Here is a 17,789-nt window from a genome sequence, read left to right as displayed (position 1 = left end):
CTACGCCACCAGCTGACCCGCCACCGGCACACAACACTGCACCACACTGCACCCACCCACCGACCGCAGCCGAAGGGCCGGACCCCACCACGGGGACCGGCCCTTCGGCATGACCTGATCAGGTGTCGGCGCGGACCGGCTCGGTGTCGGGCAACGGCTCGGCGGCTTCCAGCCGATGGGCTCGTCGGCGCAGCCACCAGGTGCTGGCGAGACCGGCGAGTACGGCGAGGACCAGCCCGGCCCAGGAGATGTCCTTGAGCCAGTGCTCGGCCGCCCGGCCCACGGTGAACAGCAGGTAGGTGGTGCCAAACGCCCAGACCAGCCCTCCGGCCGCGTTGGCCACCAGGAACCGCCGGTACGGCACGTGCAGCGCCCCGGCGAGCGGCCCGGCCAGGATCCGTAGGAGTGCCACGAAGCGACCGAAGAACACGGCCCAGACTCCGTACTTTGCGAAGCTGTGTTCCGCGCGGGCAAGCTGGGCAGGGCCAAGGTGGCGGGGGAAGCGGCGACCCAGTCGGGCGAGCAGTGGACGGCCACCCCGGCGGCCCACGGCGTACCCGATGGAGTCACCGACGATCGCGCCGGTGGCCGCGGCGGTGGCCACCCACTCCGGTTCCACCACCCCGGTGGCGGCGAGCAGGGCGGAGCTGACCAGGACGATCTCACCTGGCAGGGGCACGCCCATGCTCTCCACGCCGATCACCCCGCCGACGAGCAGGTAGACCGCGATCGGCGGCAGCGACTCAAGCCAGTGCTGGACATCGAACACGGTGACCCCTTCCCCGGTCGGCCTCGAACCCTACCCGTGGCGATCCGGTCGTCGGCGCACCGCGGCAGCGCCTGAGCGCGGGTGGTCCGACCCACGCCGCGCAGGGCGTCCTAGGAGGCTAGGGGTGGTGGGGAGGCCAGGGCTGCCGGCCGGGTTGCGCAACTAGCAAGACGGACGTACGGTTTTGTTGAGAGCGGAATCGGCGGTAAGTGTCACCTAACCTCGGCGGCCCACCGACCGGTGCGACAGACTGCTCAGGACTACTCACGGTCGCTGGTGTGAAGGAGTACGACGTGGCGAGCCTCGACACCTTCGGTGCGAAGACCCAGCTACGCGTCGGAGACGCGAGCTACGAGATTTTCAAGATCGACAAGGTGGACGGCCACGCCCGGCTGCCGTACAGCTTGAAGGTCCTGCTGGAGAACCTGCTGCGGACCGAGGACGGCGCGAACATCACCGCCGACCACATCCGCCAGCTCGGCGGGTGGGATTCCACCGCCGACCCGAGCGTGGAGATCCAGTTCACCCCGGCGCGGGTGCTCATGCAGGACTTCACCGGCGTGCCCTGCGTGGTCGACCTGGCCACCATGCGCGAGGCGGTGCGAGACCTGGGCGGCGACGCCAGCAAGGTCAACCCCCTCGCCCCGGCCGAGCTGGTCATCGACCACTCGGTGATCGCCGACCTGTTCGGCCGCGAGGACGCGTTCGCCCGCAACGTCGAGCTGGAGTACGAGCGCAACAAGGAGCGCTACCAGTTCCTGCGCTGGGGCCAGACCGCGTTCAACGAGTTCAAGGTCGTCCCGCCGGGCACCGGCATCGTGCACCAGGTCAACATCGAGTACCTGGCCCGCACCATCATGGAGCGCGGCGGCCAGGCCTACCCGGACACCGTGGTCGGCACCGACTCGCACACCACGATGGTCAACGGTCTGGGCGTGCTGGGCTGGGGCGTCGGCGGCATCGAGGCCGAGGCCGCGATGCTCGGCCAGCCGGTCAGCATGTTGATCCCCCGGGTGGTGGGCTTCAAGCTGTCCGGCGAGATGCCGGCCGGCACCACCGCCACCGACCTGGTGCTGACCATCACCGAGATGCTGCGCAAGCACGGCGTGGTCGGCAAGTTCGTGGAGTTCTACGGCCCCGGCGTGAGCGCCGTGCCGCTGGCCAACCGCGCCACCATCGGCAACATGTCCCCGGAGTACGGCTCCACCGTGGCGATCTTCCCGATCGACGCGGAGACGATCCGCTACCTGGAGCTGACCGGCCGCGACGCCGCTCAGGTCGCGCTCGTCGAGGCGTACGCCAAGGAGCAGGGCCTCTGGCACGACCCGGCGGCCGAGCCGGACTACTCCGAGCGCATGGAGCTGGATCTCGGCACCATCGAACCGTCGCTCGCCGGCCCGAAGCGCCCGCAGGACCGGGTGCCGCTGGGCGCCGCGAAGACGCTGTTCCGCTCCGCGCTGACCGACTACGTCGCGGACGACTCCGTCGGTGAGCGTGACCTCAAGCCGGGCGTACCCCGCGAGGAGCTGCCACGCGGCGCCAACGGCCCGGCCGACGAGGCCAGCGCCGAGTCGTTCCCGGCCAGCGACCCGCCGGCCAACGAGTTCAGCGACCCGGCCGACGAGCCGCGCGACCTGGAGACCGCTGCGGTCGGTGCCGGCGGTCGCGCCAGCAACCCGGTCCGGGTCACCGGTGCCGACGGTGTCGAGTACGAGCTGGATCACGGCGCCGTGGTGATCGCCGCGATCACCTCCTGCACCAACACGTCCAACCCGCAGGTGATGATCGGTGCCGCGCTGCTGGCCCGTAACGCCGTCGACAAGGGCCTGAGCCGCAAGCCGTGGGTGAAGACCACCCTGGCGCCCGGCTCGAAGGTCGTCATGGACTACTACGAGCGGGCCGGCCTCACGCCGTACCTGGACAAGCTCGGCTTCAACCTGGTCGGCTACGGCTGCACCACGTGCATCGGCAACTCGGGCCCGCTGCCCGAGGAGGTGTCCGCCGCGGTCAACGAGCACGACCTGTCGGTGGTCTCGGTGCTCTCGGGCAACCGGAACTTCGAGGGCCGGATCAACCCGGACGTCAAGATGAACTACCTGGCGTCCCCGCCGCTGGTGGTCGCGTACGCCCTCGCCGGCACGATGGACATCGACCTGGCCAACGAGCCGATCGGTGAGGACACCGAGGGCAACCCGGTCTACCTGCGCGAGATCTGGCCGAACAGCGCCGAGATCCAGGACGTCATCGCCCAGGCGATCGGCGCCACCGGGTTCAGCGCCGCGTACGCCGACGTCTTCGCCGGCGACGAGCGGTGGCAGTCGCTGCCCACCCCGACCGGTGACACCTTCGCGTGGGAGAACGACTCCACCTACGTGCGCAAGCCCCCGTACTTCGAGGGTATGCAGCAGGAGCCGAGCCCGGTCGTCGACATCGCCGATGCCCGGGTGCTGGCCAAGCTGGGTGACTCGGTGACCACCGACCACATCTCGCCGGCCGGCTCGATCAAGGCCGACTCCCCGGCCGGCACGTACCTCGCCGAGCACGGCGTGCCGCGCCACGAGTTCAACTCGTACGGTTCCCGCCGGGGCAACCACGAGGTGATGATCCGGGGCACCTTCGCCAACATCCGGCTGCGCAACCAGCTGGTGCCCGGGGTGGAGGGCGGCTTCACCGTCAACCACCTCACCGGCGAGCAGACCTCGATCTACGACGCCTCCCGGGCCTACCAGGAGGCCGGCATCCCGCTGGTCGTGCTGGCCGGCAAGGAGTACGGCTCGGGCTCGTCGCGGGACTGGGCGGCCAAGGGCACGATGCTGCTGGGTGTCCGGGCGGTCATCGCCGAGTCGTACGAGCGGATCCACCGCTCCAACCTCATCGGCATGGGGGTGCTTCCGCTGCAGTTCCCGGTGGACGTGACCGCCGAGTCGCTCGGCCTCACCGGCACGGAGACGTTCACCATCACCGGGGTGACCGCGCTCAACGACGGCGAGACCCCGCGCACCGTGCAGGTCAACACCGACACCGGCGTGGAGTTCGACGCCGTGGTGCGGATCGACACTCCTGGTGAGGCGGACTACTACCGGCACGGTGGCATCCTGCAGTACGTGCTGCGCCGCATGATCGCCAACTGACGTACCGACGTCTGGCGAAAGGGCCGCTTTCCGCGCTTGCGGGGGGCGGCCCTTTCGTTTCTCCTCGCTCTCGACTCGGCGGCGGCCTCCATCGGCCCGGTCGTGGCGCCGGGCCGCACGGGTTGTCGCCGCCTTCGGTGGGCAGCCGGGCCCGCCGCCCGGTTCAGGTTGCGCCCTTTGCTCTGCACCCGCCCGCGCACCACGAACGGTCCGTAACTGGCGCGTGGGCGGGTGCAGAGCAAAGGACACGAGGAGCACCTGCACCGCCGGGCCGGATGGCGCGAGGGGCGGGTCAGCAGCGCACGCCCCAGCTCAGCGCAGCCGCAGCGCGACCGCGCGGGCCTCCTCGTCGGTGAGCGGCAGGAACCAGAGGAAACGGCGAACGATGGCGACCGGGTCGGGGCCGCCCGGCTGGCCGCGCAGGTCGCGGATCGCCCGGCGGGTGATCCGGGAGAACTCGGGGATCAGGGTCGCGCGGCGAGCAGCGTCGGTCGGGGTCGCTCGCAGCGCCGGGCACGGCCAGTCCCGACCGCAGGCGTCGCACGTCCACAGCGGACCGTCGGCCGTGTGCGCGACCGGCGGGCCGCACCGGGACCGCCAGCGTGATTCGGGTACGACGTTCGGCGCGCGACCCGGGCCACGGTACGGGGGGTGCCGTGGCCCGGTCGGGCGGGTCAGGCCTGGCCTGACCGGTGGCGGACCGTCCGTCGGCTTCGGGTGGTTCCGGGGCCTGTCCTCGGGCATCCTGCGCTCCCTCCGCGGTGCTGTCTCCACAACACACTGCCGAGGGTTGCCAAGCGATCACACCGCGTAGAAGTATCTCCTTTCGACGTCTGGAACGTTCTGGGAGGTGTGGAGATGAATCGAGCCGTACAGGCGGCGATGGCCGAGAGGGGCCACACAGCGGACAGTCTCGCTGCGCAGATCGGTGTTGATCCGAAGACGGCCGCCAAGTGGGCGAGCACGGGACGAATCCCGCAGACGCGTCATCGCGCACGGGTCGCCGAGGTGCTCGGTCGGAACGTTGACGAGCTGTGGCCGGAGGCGCTGAAGCGCCGGACGCCGGCCTGGTTCCGGCCCTGGGCCGAGATCGAGCGCGAGGCGGTGTCGCTGCGGTGGTTCGAGTTCGCGTGGATACCGGGTCTCTTTCAGACCAAGGCGTACGCGCTGGCCACGCTGGTCGGCGAGGCGTTGACGCCGGCCGAGGCCGACGATCTCGCCGAGGCGCGGCTGAGTCGGCAGGCCATCCTGCGGCGGGAACGCCCACTGCGAATCATCGCGGTCCTCGACGAGGGAATTCTCCGGCGCACCCTCGACGGTGACCGGGCCATGATGCGGGAGCAGTGCGAGCGGCTGGCCGAGCAGGCCGCGCTGCCGAACGTGTCGCTGTTCGTCGTGCCCGCCGACGGCGGCATGTATCCGGGCCTCGGTGGGCCGTTCACGGTGGCGGAGATGCCGGACGGAGGGCGGGTCGCGCACGTCGACAGCCAGGCGCAGGCGCAGCTCATCGACAAGACCGCCGATCTTGCTAGCCTGGATCGACGGTGGGAGCGCATTCGCGACGGCGCCCTGTCGCGTGCGCAGTCCCTCAACCTCATCAGAGAAGCGGCGGCATCATGGACCTGACCGGCGCTCGGTGGCGCAAGAGCACCAGGAGTGGCAACAACGGCGGAAACTGCGTCGAGGTGGCCGACAACCTCGCGGGCGTCATCGGCGTACGCGACTCCAAGGACCCGGCCGGTCCGACGCTCGCCTTCGATCCGGCGGCCTGGGCCCGTTTCCTGGTGTTGGCCAAGCGCGGCTGACCCCCTGCCCTACCGGGTGAGTTCGGCCGCCCGGTCGAGCAGCGCGCGGCGTTCGACGGTCGAGTCGACCGCCGCCGCGGCCTCCCGGAACAGCGCGGCGGCCCACAGCCGATCACCCTGCCGGGCAACCAGGTCGGCGCGCACCGCCACGGCGAGCGGGTTGCCGTCCAACCCTCCCCCAGCCTGCGCCGCGTCCAGCAGGCTCAACCCGGCGTGCGGCCCGTACGCGTAGCCGTGCGCGACCGCGCGGTTGAGCGCGATCACCGGTGAGGGCCGGATGCCCATCAGCGCGTCGTAGGCCCGTGCGATCGCCGGCCAGTCGGTGGCGTCGGCGGACGACGCGGTGGCATGGCAGGCGGCGATCCGGGCCTGCCACGCGTACGGCCCGTCGTGGCGTACCCGATCGAGGGCACCCAGGCCCTCGGCGATGGCCGCACGGTCCCACCGTGCGCGATCCTGCCGTTCCAGGGTGAGCAGGTTGCCGGCGGCGTCCCGGCGGGCGTCCCGACGGGAGTGCTGAAACAGGAACAGCGCCAGCAGCGCGGCCACCTCGGACTGCTTCGGCATCAGCCGGTCGAGCAGCCGGGCCAGCCGGACCGCCTCGTCGGCGAACGCCGGCTCGCCGTCGACGACGTAGCCCCGGGTGAACAGCAGGTACAACACGGCGAGGACGCCCGGCAGCCGCTCGGTCAGCGCCGGCCCGCTCGGCACCCGGTACGGGATGCCGGCCTGCGCGATGCGGGTCCTGGCCCGGGTCAGCCGTCGGGTCATCGTCGACTCGCTGACCAGCAGGAGTCGAGCGATGTCGCCGGTCGGCACACCGCAGACGGTCCGCAACGTCAGCGCCACCCGGGCCTCGATCGCGAGCGCCGGGTGGCAGCAGGTGAAGATCAGGCGCAACCGGTCGTCCACCACGTCCTCCGGTGCCGCCGCCTCGGGCTGCCCGTCTGGCGGTGTGAGCAGCGCCAGGTCGTGCAGCTTGCGGCGTTCCACGGTGGCCCGTCGCAGCACGTCGAGCGCCCGGTTACGGGCCACCGTCAGGAGCCAGCCGCCCGGGTTGGCCGGCACACCGTCGGCGGGCCAGCGCTCCAGGGCGACGGCCAGCGCCTCCTGGGCACAGTCCTCGGCCAGCGCCCAGTCCCCGGTCACCCGGATCAGGGTCGCGACGATCCGGGGGTACGCCTCGACGCTGGCGTCCCCGACGGCCCGCGCCGCGCCGGCCGATGCGGCCGCTACCGCGCCGACCGGTGCGGGCGGGCGCACCGGCCGGCGCTGCGTGGTGGACACCTCGTCAGGCGGACAGGTCCGCGAACGGGCGGAGCTCCAGTCGCCCTTCCCGGGCCATCGGGTGCGCCCGCGCCACCTCGATCGCCTCGTCCAGATCCGCGCAGTCGAGCAGGTCGAAGCCCACGATCACCTCCGTGGTCTCCGCGAACGGCCCCTCGGAGACGAGCAGCTCGCCCTTGCGTACCCGGACGGTGGTGGCCGCGCTGGTCGGCGCGAGCACGTCGCCGGTGAGGCGGCGACCACGGGCGTCGTTCTCGGCCACCCAGGCGTGGATGTCGGGTAGGTCCGTCGGGTCGTTGTCCGGCTCGGTGTCACTGCAAACGAACATCATGTACTTCATCTGGTCGCTCCCTGGTTTCTCGGGGTGTCGCCAGCATGACGATCGGGCGGCGTCGTTTCGGACACCCTCCCCCGAAAAACCTCGGTCAGTTTCCTCCGGCGGCGCGGCGGCGGGCCTCGCGGGTCTTCATGGCGTGCTCCATCAACGTGACGAGCACCTCCTTGCTGGACTCCCGCTGCCGGGCGTCGCAGAGCAGCACCGGCACACCCGGGTCCAGGTTCAGCGCGGTCTGCACCTCGTCCAGCCGGTACGACCGGGCACCCTCGAAGCAGTTCACGGCGACCACGAACGGCGTGCCCCGGCCCTCGAAGTAGTCGATCGACGGGAAGCAGTCGGCGAGCCTACGGGTGTCGGCCAGCACCACCGCGCCGATCGCCCCCAGTGCCAGCTCGTCCCAGACGAACCAGAACCGGTCCTGCCCAGGTGTGCCGAAGAGGTACAGCACCAGGTCGTCGCTGATGGTGATCCGGCCGAAGTCCATGGCCACCGTGGTGGTGGTCTTGCCTTCCACGCCGGACAGGTCGTCGATGCCGACCCCGGACTCCGTCAGCACCTCCTCGGTGCGCAACGGCCGGGTCTCGCTCACCGCGCCGACCATGGTGGTCTTACCCACGCCGAACCCACCTGCCACCAGGATCTTGATCGCGGTGGGCAGTGGGGGGGCTCCCGCCGGCCGGTCAGAGTGCCCGTAGTCCATTGATTACCGCCTCGAAGATGCTGTTGTCGGGAAGACCGGCCGTGGTCTGCGGCTCGCGGACCTGAACCAGGCTGCGGGCCGCCAGATCACCGAGGAGCACCCGAATGGTGCCCACCGGCAGGTCGAGATGGGCGGCGATCTCGGCGACGGACTGTATGCGCTGGCACAGCCCGACGATCGCCAGATGTTCCGGGCCGATGCCGACCTCCGGCGTGACCTCCGCTCGGGTCGCGGTGACCAGGGAGATCAGGTCGAACGTGCCGGTGACCGGGCGGGCCCGACCGCGCGTCACCGCGTACGGGCGCACGACCGGGCCTGCGTGGTCATCCACCCACTGATGGTCTGCGGACTCCCCCTGCACCGTCATCCCCCGCTACCTCTCGCTGGCCAACTGCTCATTGGCACGGGACGGGGACGCGACGTACTTGCCGACGCGGGTGACCAGCATCGCCATCTCGTAGGCGATCAGGCCCACGTCGGCGTCCTCGCTGGCCAGGACCGCCAGGCAGGCGTTGCGGCCGGCCGCGGTGACGAACAGGAAGGACGACTGCATCTCGATGATGGTCTGCTGCACCTGCCCGCCACCGAAGCGCTTCCCAGCACCTCGGGCCAGGCTCTGGATGCCGGCCGCCATCGCCGCGAGGTGCTCGCCGTCGTCCCGGCTCAGCCCCTGGGAGGAGGCCATCAGCAGCCCGTCACTGGAGAGCGCGACCGCATGTTCGGCCTGCTTCACCCGGCCCACCAGATCATCCAGCAACCACGTCAGGTCGGCACTCGAAGCCGTCTTCTGGGCCACTTCGTCGTCCTCTTCTCCCCCGGCGTTGTCGCCGTACTCGTCTGGGGTTGACCGTCACGTCGCGCGGGAACCACATCAACGGCGCCGGATCAGGTCACTTCCGGATCCTCGGCCGGCTCGGGCGCCGCCGCTGGCTGGGCGTCGGAGGCGCCACCCAGCAGCCGCGCCGCGTCGGTCCGACCGCGCCGGGTGCCGGTCTGGTAGGAACTCATCATCTTGCGCACCTGCTCCGGCTGGCGCACCACGTCGTCGTGGTCGCTCTCCGTCGCCGGCTCGTCGCGCAACTCCGGCACGATGCTCGCCTGCCGGACCCGGACCGGCAGGCCCGCGTTCGTCCGGTCCGCCTCGACCCGCTCCGGTGCGGGCCCGTCGTCACCGTCCACATTCGACTCCGTGGTATCCGTGCCGGCAGTCGGCCGGGTGCCGTTGACCGCGGGCAGGCCGGTGGGCAACGTCGGCCCTTCCAGGGCCGGCTGGCCCAGGGTGCGACGGACCCGGGTGGGCAGTTCCGGCGTCCCGGTGGCCGGTGTCGTCCGCTGCCGGGTGGGCAACGCCCCGTCCGCCTCGGTGCCGTCGGCCTGCTCGGTCTCGGTGACGATCGACGCCGAACCCGGTGCCTCGGTCGCGACCTGCGATGCGTCCGAATCGGCCGTTCCCGGTGCCGTCGGCCGCGCGGCCAGCGCGAGGGGGGCCGGGCGGGCGCGGTCGGAGGGGCCGGCGGGCAGTGGGATCGCCGGTGATCCCGTCGGAATCGCGCCGGAATTCTCCGGGTCCGCGGTGCCCTCGGTGATCAGCTCCGCCGGGATCAGCACGACGGCGGTGGTGCCGCCGTACGCGGACTCCTTGAGCCGGACCCGCACACCGTGCCGCTCGGTCAGTCGGCTCACCACGTAGAGCCCGAGCCGCGCGGCGTTGGCGAGGTTCAGCTCGGACTGGTCGACGATGCGGTCGTTCGCGGCGGCCAGGTCCTCCTCGCTCATGCCGAGGCCCCGGTCCTCGATCTCGATGGCGAAACCGTTCGCCACCAGCTGACCGCGGACCTCCACGGTGGTGTGCGGCGGGGAGAACGACAGGCCGTTCTCGATCAACTCGGCAAGCAGGTGGATGACGTCGCCGACCGCACGGCCGGCCAGCGAGACCGGGCCGAGAGGCAGCACGTTGACCCGGGTGTAGTCCTCGACCTCGGCCACCGCGCCGCGCACCACGTCGACCATCGGCACGTTGCGCCGCCAGGCCCGGCCCGGCGTCGAGCCGGAGAGGACGATCAGATTTTCCGCGTTACGCCGCATCCGGGTGGCCAGGTGGTCGACCCGGAACAGATCCTCCAGCTCCTCCGCGTCGTGCTCGCGCCGCTCCATCGCGTCCAGCAGGGTGAGCTGGCGGTGCACCAGCGCCTGGGTACGCCGGGCGAGGCTGAGGAAGACCTCGCGGACGTTACGCCGCAGCTCGGCCTGCTCCACGGCGGTACGCAGCGCGGTCTCCTGCACCGCGTTGAACGCCTTGCCGACCTGGCCGACCTCGTCGTTGCCGAAGTCGAGGGGAGGCGCCTCGGTGGCCACGTCGACCTCCTCGCCACGACCGAGCCGCTCGACCACGCTGGGCAGCCGCTCGTTGGCCAGGCGGAAGGCCGCATCCCGCAACCGTTCCAGTTGCCGCACCAGGGCTCGGGCGGTGGTGATGGACACGATGATCGAGGCGATGACGGCCAGCAGGCCGAGGCCGGTGGCCAGCGCTAGTCGGACGACGACGCCGATGGCGACCGGGGTCGCCCGGTCGACCACGTCGTCGCCACCGGCCAGCACGACCGCGGTGATCTCGGTCAGCGCCGGGGCGGTGGTGTCGTTCCACTCCGTCGCGGTGACCGGCGGCCGGCCGGCGCCACTGCCCTGCATGAGCTGGGTCTCGAGGGTGGTCAGTCGGCCGAAGGTGGCACCGGTCGACATCGCCTCGTAGCGATGCTGGTCGGCGGCGGGGAGTCGGACCAGTGCCGAGGCGGCGACGAACTGTCGGGCGCCGACGAACCGGGTGAACTCCGCCCGCTCGGCCGGGGTGATCCGCCCGGCGGCCAGCACGCCAGCCAGCAGCGCGTCCTCCTGGGACAGCAGCTCACGGGACCGGTTGAGGCCGATCAGCGCGGCAGTGTCCTCGGCGACCTGCTCGTCGTCGAGGTTGCCGAGAGCGTCGTACACCCGGTAGATCGACTCGATCACTGCGGTGAAGGTCGCGGCGGCCCCGGCCCGGTCGATGCTCCGGTCGTCGACCGCCGTACGGGTCCTGCTCAGCTCGTTCAGCCCGGTGGTGAGAGTCGTGATCCGCTGGTCGAGGGTGTCGCTGCCCAGCGCGCCGACCTGCCAGTTCTGCGTGGACTTCGTGAACGCCGCGGCCAGCTCGTCGGTGCGTTGCCGCATCTGCGCCAGCGTGGCGCGCTGCGCGTCATCGGGCCGACCGAGGTAGGCCACCGACGTCCGACGCTCCAACTGCAACTGCAACAGCAGAGGCTCGGTGGGATCGAAGACCTTGGTGTCCAGCGCCTGCACACCGAGCAGATTGACCCCGTCGCGGACGGTGACCCAGGCCGTGAAGCCCCACAGCGCGACGAGCGAGACGAGCAGAGCAACGACCTTGGTACGCAGATTCGTACTGCGGGAACCCATTACACCGTCCCTGGCGCGGCCTGTGTGATTGTTCAGTCAGGAATGCGTCATTCACGCATCGACCCCGGCGCACGCTAGCAGCGTCCGGGGGCTGCGCTCAAGCGATGCTGATCATGAGACCACCGTGCGGGGCTGGAGTGGGGCCCGGTCCAGGTCGCTGACCAGGTCGGATCTGGTCATTGCCAACTGCCGGGCCGCGAGTACGGCCGCACGGACGATCAGCACCGGCGTGTAGAGATCTTTGTCATGCCACAGTGGAGGATCCTCGTGCTGGCCGTCCAGTTCGGTCAGACGACGCAACCCACGACCGACCGCCTCCGTCACGCCCGGTCGCGTCGGTCGGCGCACCCCCAGCAGCACGTGCAGGGCGTACGCCGTCTCCTCCGCGGTCCCCGCCCAGCGTCCCCAGGCCCCGTCCGCCCGCTGGGTGGCGACCAACCAGTCGACAGCCCGGTCCACCGCCGCTCCACCGGCTCCGGCCGGGGCGTACCGGTCGAGGGCTGTCACGACGCACGAGGTGGCGTAGTACGGCGACGCGTGCCAACGGTCCGCCCAGGAGCCGTCGGACTGCTGCTCGTCACTCAGCCAGCCGGCGAGCGCCGCCAGACGGCCGCCGTAGCGGCTCGCAGCCGCCGACGTGTGACGGACATGCCAGCCGAGCGCCTCCAGCACGTGCGCGTTCGTGGTGACCGACCGCCCGTCCTCACCCTGCCAGGTGCAGAAGTGGCTGCCGACGTCGAAGTGGAGCAGGCTCGCCGGGTCCACCGGGTGACCGAAGCGGGCGAGAGCGTAGAGCGTCACCGAGGTGGTGTCCGCGTCGGCCGGTAGCCCCGGCCCGGTCGACGTGCCCTGCGGCCCGAGCGCGGCCGCTAACTCGGCGATGAGCTTCGGCGCGGGCCGGACCGGCACACCCGCTCGGGCCAGACTGCTCAGCGCCCAGGCCCGCTCGAACACCGTGACCGGCGTACAACAGGGAACCGGCCCGCCGAGAGGACCGACGGCCGCCCGCAGGTAGGCCAGGGCCTCCGGGTCGGCACCGGGCATCGCCGGATCGCCGATCCAGGCGGCCGTGGCCGCGGGCGAGGCGCCGACCGCCCCGGCAACCGGAGAGACGCCGTCGTGCCGGCGCGCGACCGGCCCGAGCACCTCGAAGGCGTGCAGCAGCTTCTGCGGCACCGGACATCCGGTGCCCACCAGCGCGTGGACCGCGTCGAGCCGCCGTCGGTCCACGCCGGGCAGGGCACGGATCCCGTCGGCGAACCTGCGATCGTCGCGTACGGCGAAGAAGGTGAGATGGTCGTTGATCCGCTCCACCAGGGCCGGCACGATGAGGTCGGCCGCCGGTGTGTCCGGGAGCGGCACGCCCTCGGAGAGCCAGCGGGCAAGCACACCCAACCCGCGGCTGGCGGCGGCAGCCAGGCCGGGCGGGGCGGGCGCATGGGCGCCGCGCAGTGTGCCGAGCAGCGCCTCCACGGCGCTCACCGTCGGCACCACCGCGTAACCGCTGGCGCCACCCCAACCGCCGTCGGAGCGCTGGGCGTCCAGCAGATACCGCAGCCGCTGGTCGTGCCCGGCGAGCCATGGCGCGTCGACGACGACCCGGCCGGTCTCGTACACCGACGGCGTGACCCGACCGGACGGCTCGAGCACCATGGCGGCCAGCAACTCCCGGGCCGACGCCGCGACCTCCGACTCGTCCCGGGTGTCCGCCGCTGGCGCGGTGGTCACACCACGCCCCAGAAGTCGGTCGACCGGTAGAAGCCGGTGCTGAAGCCGATCTGGCGGGCAAGGTAGTCGGCCTGCACCGGGCAGGTCGTGTGCAGCCCGTCGAGCAGTTCGCGGGCGTACGCCACCAGGTCGCTGATCCGGCGTTCGACGTCGGCCCGCTCCGGCACCAACATCAACGCGTTGAGGTCACCCCACCGCTTGTCCCGTTCGTAGCTGGCCAGGTCGTTGACGAGTCGGAGGATCCGCTGCACCTGGTCACTGGCCGCGACGAGCGCGTCGAGGTGGGCCAGCGTCGCGGCATCGTCGGAGTGGATCCAGTGCACGACGTTGACCACCGTGCAGGCCAGATTCGGCGCATTGGCCAGGTACTCGTCAAGGGTGGGCAGCACCCCGGCAGCGGCGTCCTGCTTCCAGTCCCACTCCCGCGCCATCGCGTCGAGCATCGTCCGCAACTCGTTGCGCCACACCACCCCGTGGGTCGCGTACGCCGGCACGGCGGCCAACTCGTCGTGCAACTCGGCGAGAAAGCGGCCGAGAGAGTCGTCCGCCGCCGGTCGCCCGCCGTCGGCCACCGCAAGGCAGTTCTCCGTCAACCGGTCGATCTCCGCACGGGTACGCGCCTCGTGGTCGACGAGCCAGTCGACCGCGAAGCCCCAGAGCACGGCCCGGTTCATGACGCGCAACTGGTCGAGGTCCGCCCAGGGCGCCCCGAACGCGATCGCCATCGCGACGTTGCCGAACAGCGCCGGGTCGAACGGTCGCGCCGGGAACAGATCGGGGTACGCCGCGGCACGTTCGGCCAGGTCACGTTGACCCTTCGCGGCGAGGGCACAAATTCGCCCCTGCTCGGCGGCCAGCGCCATCTGGTCGCCACCGCCTGCCGACCGCGACCCGAGCCCTGAGCTCATGCGGAGACACTCCGTACCGGCCGCAGTGTCGCCTCGACACGCTCGAGAGGCCGTAGCGCGGCCGCCACCTTGATGCCGGGCAGAGCTTGCCGCTTCAGGCGGAACCGGAATCGGCTCAGCACGGTGGCCACGATCAGCGTCGCCTCCAGATAGAACAGGTGCATACCGATGCACTGGTGCGGGCCGCCGCCGAACGGGAAGTGCGCGTACCGGTGCCGGTCGCGGACCTGCTCGGGGTCGAAGCGGTCAGGGTCGAAGACCTCGGGCCGGTCCCAGAACGCGGACATCCGGTGGGTGATCAGCGGGCTGACCACGAGGGTTGCGCCGGCCTCGATGCGGACGCCACCGATCACGTCGGCTTCCACCGCGCGGCGCGGGAAGAGCCAGCCGATCGGATAGAGCCGCAGCAGTTCGTCGAGCACCTGCCGGGTGTAGCGCAGCTCGCGCAGGTGCTCGCGCCGTACCGGCGCGTCGCCGACCACCCGGTCGATCTCCTCGTACAGTCGCTCGGCGATCTGCTCATCCTGCGCGATGTGCGGCCAGAGCCAGGTCAGGACGCTGATCGTGGTCTCGGTGGTGGTGGCGACCATGGAGACGGTGTCGTCACGGACCTGCCGCTCGCCGAGCTGGTCACCTGACTCCGTGCGGCCCCGCCACAGCGTGGCGATGATGTCGTCGCCGTCGGTTGCGGCCGTCTCGCGGGCGGCTCGGACGATCGGGAGCAGGGTGTCGTCGATGAGTCGAACGGCCTGACGAAACGCCCGGTCGCCCGGCATCGGCATGGCCAACGGCGCCCACGGCACCATCAGCCGGGGCATCACCGACCAGGCGATCGCGTCCTGCGCCTTCATGATGCGCATCGCCTGCGGCACCGAGATCTTGTCGGCGAAGAAGACTCGCATGATCGCCGAGCAGACGATCTGTGCCTGCACCGTGCCCATGTCGACGGGCTGGCCGGCGAGGGCCGGCTCGTCCAGATCGTCGACCGCTTCCTCGATCGCCTCCGCCAGCCGGTCCACCAGCGAGTCGACGCGTCGAGCGGTGAACAGCGGCTGGAGTACGTGACGGCTGTTCCTCCAGTAGTCACCATCGCTGAGGATGCCGTCACCGAACAGTCGCTTCAGGGGACGCCACTGGAGGCCGTCGCCGGCGCGGACGTAGTTGTCGGCCTTCTCGCGCAGAACCCGCTGCAGGTGCTCCGGTCGGGTGACCAGGTAGGGGCGAAACGCGCCCAGGCTGAGCTTCACCACCTCGCCCTGCGACCGCTCGCCCATCTCGACCAGGGTGCGGGCCGGATCGCGGAACAGGTTGGGCACCACGTGGCGCAGCGGGATGGAGCCCGCTCGTCGTGGCTGAACCGGCACTGTGTGGGGTGCTACCACGAGAACCGACTCTCCCTTGTGGATACTCGGCGTTGCCGAACGACTCTGCGGAGTTAGGTGTTCGTGGGAGCATGCCACCGCTCGGTCGCCTGCCTCTAGACGAGTTACGTGAAATTTTTACACGCAAGGATTACGTCGCCGCAGGATTGGCACGACACGAAGTTCGGCTACCACAGATCCCGCAGGTAGCGGTGCCCCGCGACCACCAGTTGGCATCCTTGAACCTCGATAGTGATGAATATCACTATCGGTTCCCCGTCCGGTCCGTCGCGGACGTCGCGATTTACCCCGGGGACCGCGTCCCGCGTCACCCGCGCTCTGCGCGCCGGCCCGGCGGAACGACAGAATCCGGGCGACACCCGGCACCCTGTGCCAGGCTCTTGTCATGGACGACAAGACCATCCTGAACCGGATCTCCGAACTGGTCGACGAGGAACACAAGCTGCGTGCGGACGCCCAGGCCCACGAGTCGGGCACGGAGGGCGACGCCAGCGAGCGACTGCGCGCCCTGGAGGAGTCCCTCGACCAGTGCTGGGACCTGCTGCGCCGTCGGCGGGCCGCCCGGGAGACCCACGGTGACCCGGACGCACAGGGCGAACGCCCCAAGCCCGAGGTGGAGCGCTACCTGCAATGATCAACGTGGCGGGTCGGGCGGTCCGACCGCCCGACCCGCTCTGCTCAGCGGATGCCCGCCTCGCGTAGCAGCTCCCCGGTCAACGTGCCCGGGTCGACCCGCTCGGCGGGCAGACCCCGAGCCGCGAACCAGGCGCCGACCACCCGGACGTCGCGGGCCAGGAACTCCGGCCCCTGCGGGTTCGCCACCACGTCGACCACCTGCGGCAGGTCGATCACGACCAGCCGCCCCCGGTGCACGAGCAGGTTGTACGGCGACAGGTCCCCATGCGCGTAACCGGCGCGGGCCAGCACCCGCAGCGCCTCCACCAGTTGCGCCCACAGGTCGCGCAGCTCGGCCGGGCCGGGTCGCAGCTGGGCCAGCCGGGGCGCCGCCTGGCCCGACTCGGCGTCGCCGACGAACTCCAGCATCAGCTCGGTGCCCCGCAGCTGCACCGGGTACGGCACGGCGATCCGGTCGTGCCCGGCACCGATCTCCCAGAGCCGGGCCAGGGCGTCGAACTCGGCCGCGGCCCACTGCCCGGCGATCATCTGCCGGCCGAACGCCGTCCGGCCGGCCATCGCCCGGTTCTCCCGGGACCGGCGCACGCGGCGGCCCTCCAGATAGCCGGCGTCCCGGTGGAACAGCCGGTGCTCGGGGTCCCGGTAGCGTTTGACCGCCAGCAGGCAGGACCGGTCGGTGTCGGGCACCGCCCGGCGCACCAGGTGGACGTCCGCCTCCTTGCCGGTCTTCAGCACACCCAGCTCGGTGTCCCGGGCGGCCAACTCGGTGACCAGCCATTCCGGGTGCGGCTCTGGGCCGTGCACGGCGTCGTCCCAGGACGACCAGCGATCGCCGGTGTCCGGGTCAGGCTCGGTGTCCGGGTCCACGGGCGGCTCGGTGGGCCGCCCGCGCTTCAGAAACTGTGAGTCGTCATCGTCGAAGCGGTTCTTGCCGCGGCTCCGGCGCTCAAGCGCCGGAAGGTCGTAATCGCGCACTGTGGTGAGGTTCCCTTGGTCGAGGCTGAGTTAGGCGGCTGGAAGCGACCTGCAAAGACGGCCATGACCGACCTCCTCTCCTCGACCGGGCCCACGCCCGGAACGCACGATGCGCTGACAATGCTCGCGGCCCCACGCCAGTCGGTCAACCGAATTACCGAGCCGCCGCCACACCACCACGCCGCCACGCCGCCGGACCACCACGCCGCCGCGCCACCACGCCGTCGGACCACCACGCCGCCGGACCAAGATCCGCCCAACATCCCTGATGGTGCTGCCTCTGAGCGTCGTGAGGCAGCACCATCAGGGAAACTGCGCAGATCTTGGAGGTGGCCCGGCGGGGCGCGGCGGGGGCGCACGGCGGGGCACGGCGGGGCGCGCGGCGGGGCAAGCGAGGCGCGGCGGGGCGGGGCGAGGCAAGGCGAGGCGCGCGGCGGGCAGGCGAGGCGAGGCGCGGCGGGGCAGGGGAGGCGAGGCGTGCAACTGCTCAAGCGGGCCGCCGGGGACCCGGTGGCGCTCGACCCGGCCGCCGGCTGCGTGACCACCGGCAGCTGGGCCCCGCTGCGCCTGGAGGCCGTGGGCCGCCCCCTTCGGGGCCACGCCCACGGCCCGCCGGGTGTCGAGCGCACGCACAGCGCCTGCCCCCCCGGCCCGACCCCGCCCGCCACCGCGTCAGCCAGC

17 protein-coding genes are annotated in these 17,789 nt (G+C 71.4%); 5 read left to right on the top strand and 12 right to left on the bottom strand.

The genetic code is table 11. The annotated features are described in order from the left end of the window. Nucleotides 1-118: 118 nt before the first annotated feature. Complete coding sequence (locus LADH09A_RS31115) at nucleotides 119-769, bottom strand: DedA family protein (protein WP_238649237.1); 651 nt, start codon at nucleotides 767-769, stop codon at nucleotides 119-121. 278 nt (nucleotides 770-1,047) lie between these two features. Between LADH09A_RS31115 and LADH09A_RS31110 the strand changes: the two genes are divergently transcribed. Further along, entirely contained in the window at nucleotides 1,048-3,900 is a 2,853-nt protein-coding gene (locus tag LADH09A_RS31110) for an aconitate hydratase (protein WP_238649236.1), read from the top strand. Between the two features lie 312 nt (nucleotides 3,901-4,212). Here the strand turns inward: LADH09A_RS31110 and LADH09A_RS31105 are convergent, their stop codons facing one another. Continuing rightward, nucleotides 4,213-4,644 carry a hypothetical protein gene (locus tag LADH09A_RS31105; RefSeq protein WP_238649235.1) on the bottom strand — a complete coding sequence of 144 codons (432 nt, stop codon included), beginning with the start codon at nucleotides 4,642-4,644 and terminating at the stop codon, nucleotides 4,213-4,215. Between the two features lie 114 nt (nucleotides 4,645-4,758). Between LADH09A_RS31105 and LADH09A_RS31100 the strand changes: the two genes are divergently transcribed. Both LADH09A_RS31100 and LADH09A_RS31095 read left to right on the top strand, forming a co-directional pair. Then, entirely contained in the window at nucleotides 4,759-5,526 is a 768-nt protein-coding gene (locus tag LADH09A_RS31100; RefSeq protein WP_238649234.1) for a DUF5753 domain-containing protein, read from the top strand. Then, nucleotides 5,517-5,705, top strand: a complete 189-nt coding sequence (locus tag LADH09A_RS31095; protein WP_238649233.1) for a DUF397 domain-containing protein — start codon at nucleotides 5,517-5,519, stop codon at nucleotides 5,703-5,705. The genes LADH09A_RS31100 and LADH09A_RS31095 overlap by 10 nt, the downstream gene beginning before the upstream one ends. Nucleotides 5,706-5,714: 9 nt before the next feature. On the opposite strand, the gene LADH09A_RS31090 is transcribed toward LADH09A_RS31095, so the two are convergent. The 9 genes from LADH09A_RS31090 to LADH09A_RS31050 form a co-directional block, all read right to left on the bottom strand. Next, nucleotides 5,715-6,968 (bottom strand): RNA polymerase sigma factor, encoded by a 1,254-nt coding sequence (locus tag LADH09A_RS31090; RefSeq protein ID WP_372492390.1) that lies wholly within the window; start codon nucleotides 6,966-6,968, stop codon nucleotides 5,715-5,717. 28 nt (nucleotides 6,969-6,996) lie between these two features. Then, nucleotides 6,997-7,332 carry a YciI family protein gene (locus tag LADH09A_RS31085; protein ID WP_238649231.1) on the bottom strand — a complete coding sequence of 112 codons (336 nt, stop codon included), beginning with the start codon at nucleotides 7,330-7,332 and terminating at the stop codon, nucleotides 6,997-6,999. Between the two features lie 85 nt (nucleotides 7,333-7,417). After that, nucleotides 7,418-8,029, bottom strand: coding sequence for a GTP-binding protein (locus LADH09A_RS31080; RefSeq protein ID WP_088949211.1), 612 nt, complete (start codon nucleotides 8,027-8,029; stop codon nucleotides 7,418-7,420). After that, nucleotides 8,010-8,396 (bottom strand): DUF742 domain-containing protein, encoded by a 387-nt coding sequence (locus tag LADH09A_RS31075; protein WP_238649230.1) that lies wholly within the window; start codon nucleotides 8,394-8,396, stop codon nucleotides 8,010-8,012. The genes LADH09A_RS31080 and LADH09A_RS31075 overlap by 20 nt, the downstream gene beginning before the upstream one ends. Nucleotides 8,397-8,402: 6 nt before the next feature. After that, nucleotides 8,403-8,825, bottom strand: coding sequence for a roadblock/LC7 domain-containing protein (locus LADH09A_RS31070; protein WP_238649229.1), 423 nt, complete (start codon nucleotides 8,823-8,825; stop codon nucleotides 8,403-8,405). 89 nt (nucleotides 8,826-8,914) lie between these two features. After that, nucleotides 8,915-11,479 carry a sensor histidine kinase gene (locus tag LADH09A_RS31065; RefSeq protein WP_238649228.1) on the bottom strand — a complete coding sequence of 855 codons (2,565 nt, stop codon included), beginning with the start codon at nucleotides 11,477-11,479 and terminating at the stop codon, nucleotides 8,915-8,917. Nucleotides 11,480-11,590: 111 nt separating this feature from the next. Next, on the bottom strand, nucleotides 11,591-13,207 hold the full coding sequence (locus LADH09A_RS31060; protein ID WP_238649227.1) for a prenyltransferase/squalene oxidase repeat-containing protein: 1,617 nt from the start codon (nucleotides 13,205-13,207) through the stop codon (nucleotides 11,591-11,593). After that, nucleotides 13,204-14,115 carry a terpene synthase family protein gene (locus tag LADH09A_RS31055; RefSeq protein ID WP_238649226.1) on the bottom strand — a complete coding sequence of 304 codons (912 nt, stop codon included), beginning with the start codon at nucleotides 14,113-14,115 and terminating at the stop codon, nucleotides 13,204-13,206. The genes LADH09A_RS31060 and LADH09A_RS31055 overlap by 4 nt, the downstream gene beginning before the upstream one ends. After that, nucleotides 14,112-15,449: a cytochrome P450 gene (locus LADH09A_RS31050; RefSeq protein WP_372492389.1), complete on the bottom strand. Its 1,338-nt coding sequence runs from the start codon at nucleotides 15,447-15,449 to the stop codon at nucleotides 14,112-14,114. Before LADH09A_RS31050 ends, LADH09A_RS31055 begins: the two co-directional genes overlap by 4 nt. Nucleotides 15,450-15,882: 433 nt before the next feature. Here LADH09A_RS31050 and LADH09A_RS31045 point away from each other — a divergent pair, with 433 nt between their 5' ends. Then, a complete protein-coding gene (locus LADH09A_RS31045; protein ID WP_124821979.1) occupies nucleotides 15,883-16,131 on the top strand; it encodes a DUF2630 family protein in 249 nt (82 codons plus the stop codon). A gap of 44 nt (nucleotides 16,132-16,175) precedes the next feature. Here LADH09A_RS31045 and LADH09A_RS31040 read toward each other — a convergent pair whose 3' ends face one another. Further along, the gene (locus LADH09A_RS31040; protein WP_238649225.1) at nucleotides 16,176-17,108 is read right to left on the bottom strand and encodes a serine protein kinase RIO; all 933 of its coding nucleotides are present in this window, start codon (nucleotides 17,106-17,108) and stop codon (nucleotides 16,176-16,178) included. A 477-nt stretch (nucleotides 17,109-17,585) separates the two neighbouring features. Between LADH09A_RS31040 and LADH09A_RS31035 the strand changes: the two genes are divergently transcribed. Beyond that, nucleotides 17,586-17,789 (top strand): hypothetical protein (locus LADH09A_RS31035; RefSeq protein WP_238649224.1); only part of this gene is annotated, 204 nt, incomplete at its 3' end.

The organism is Micromonospora cabrerizensis, from assembly GCF_022230955.1.
Lineage (GTDB): Bacteria > Actinomycetota > Actinomycetes > Mycobacteriales > Micromonosporaceae > Micromonospora > Micromonospora cabrerizensis.
Note: the sequence above shows the minus strand (reverse complement) of the source record. Positions and strands in the feature narration are given on the sequence as shown.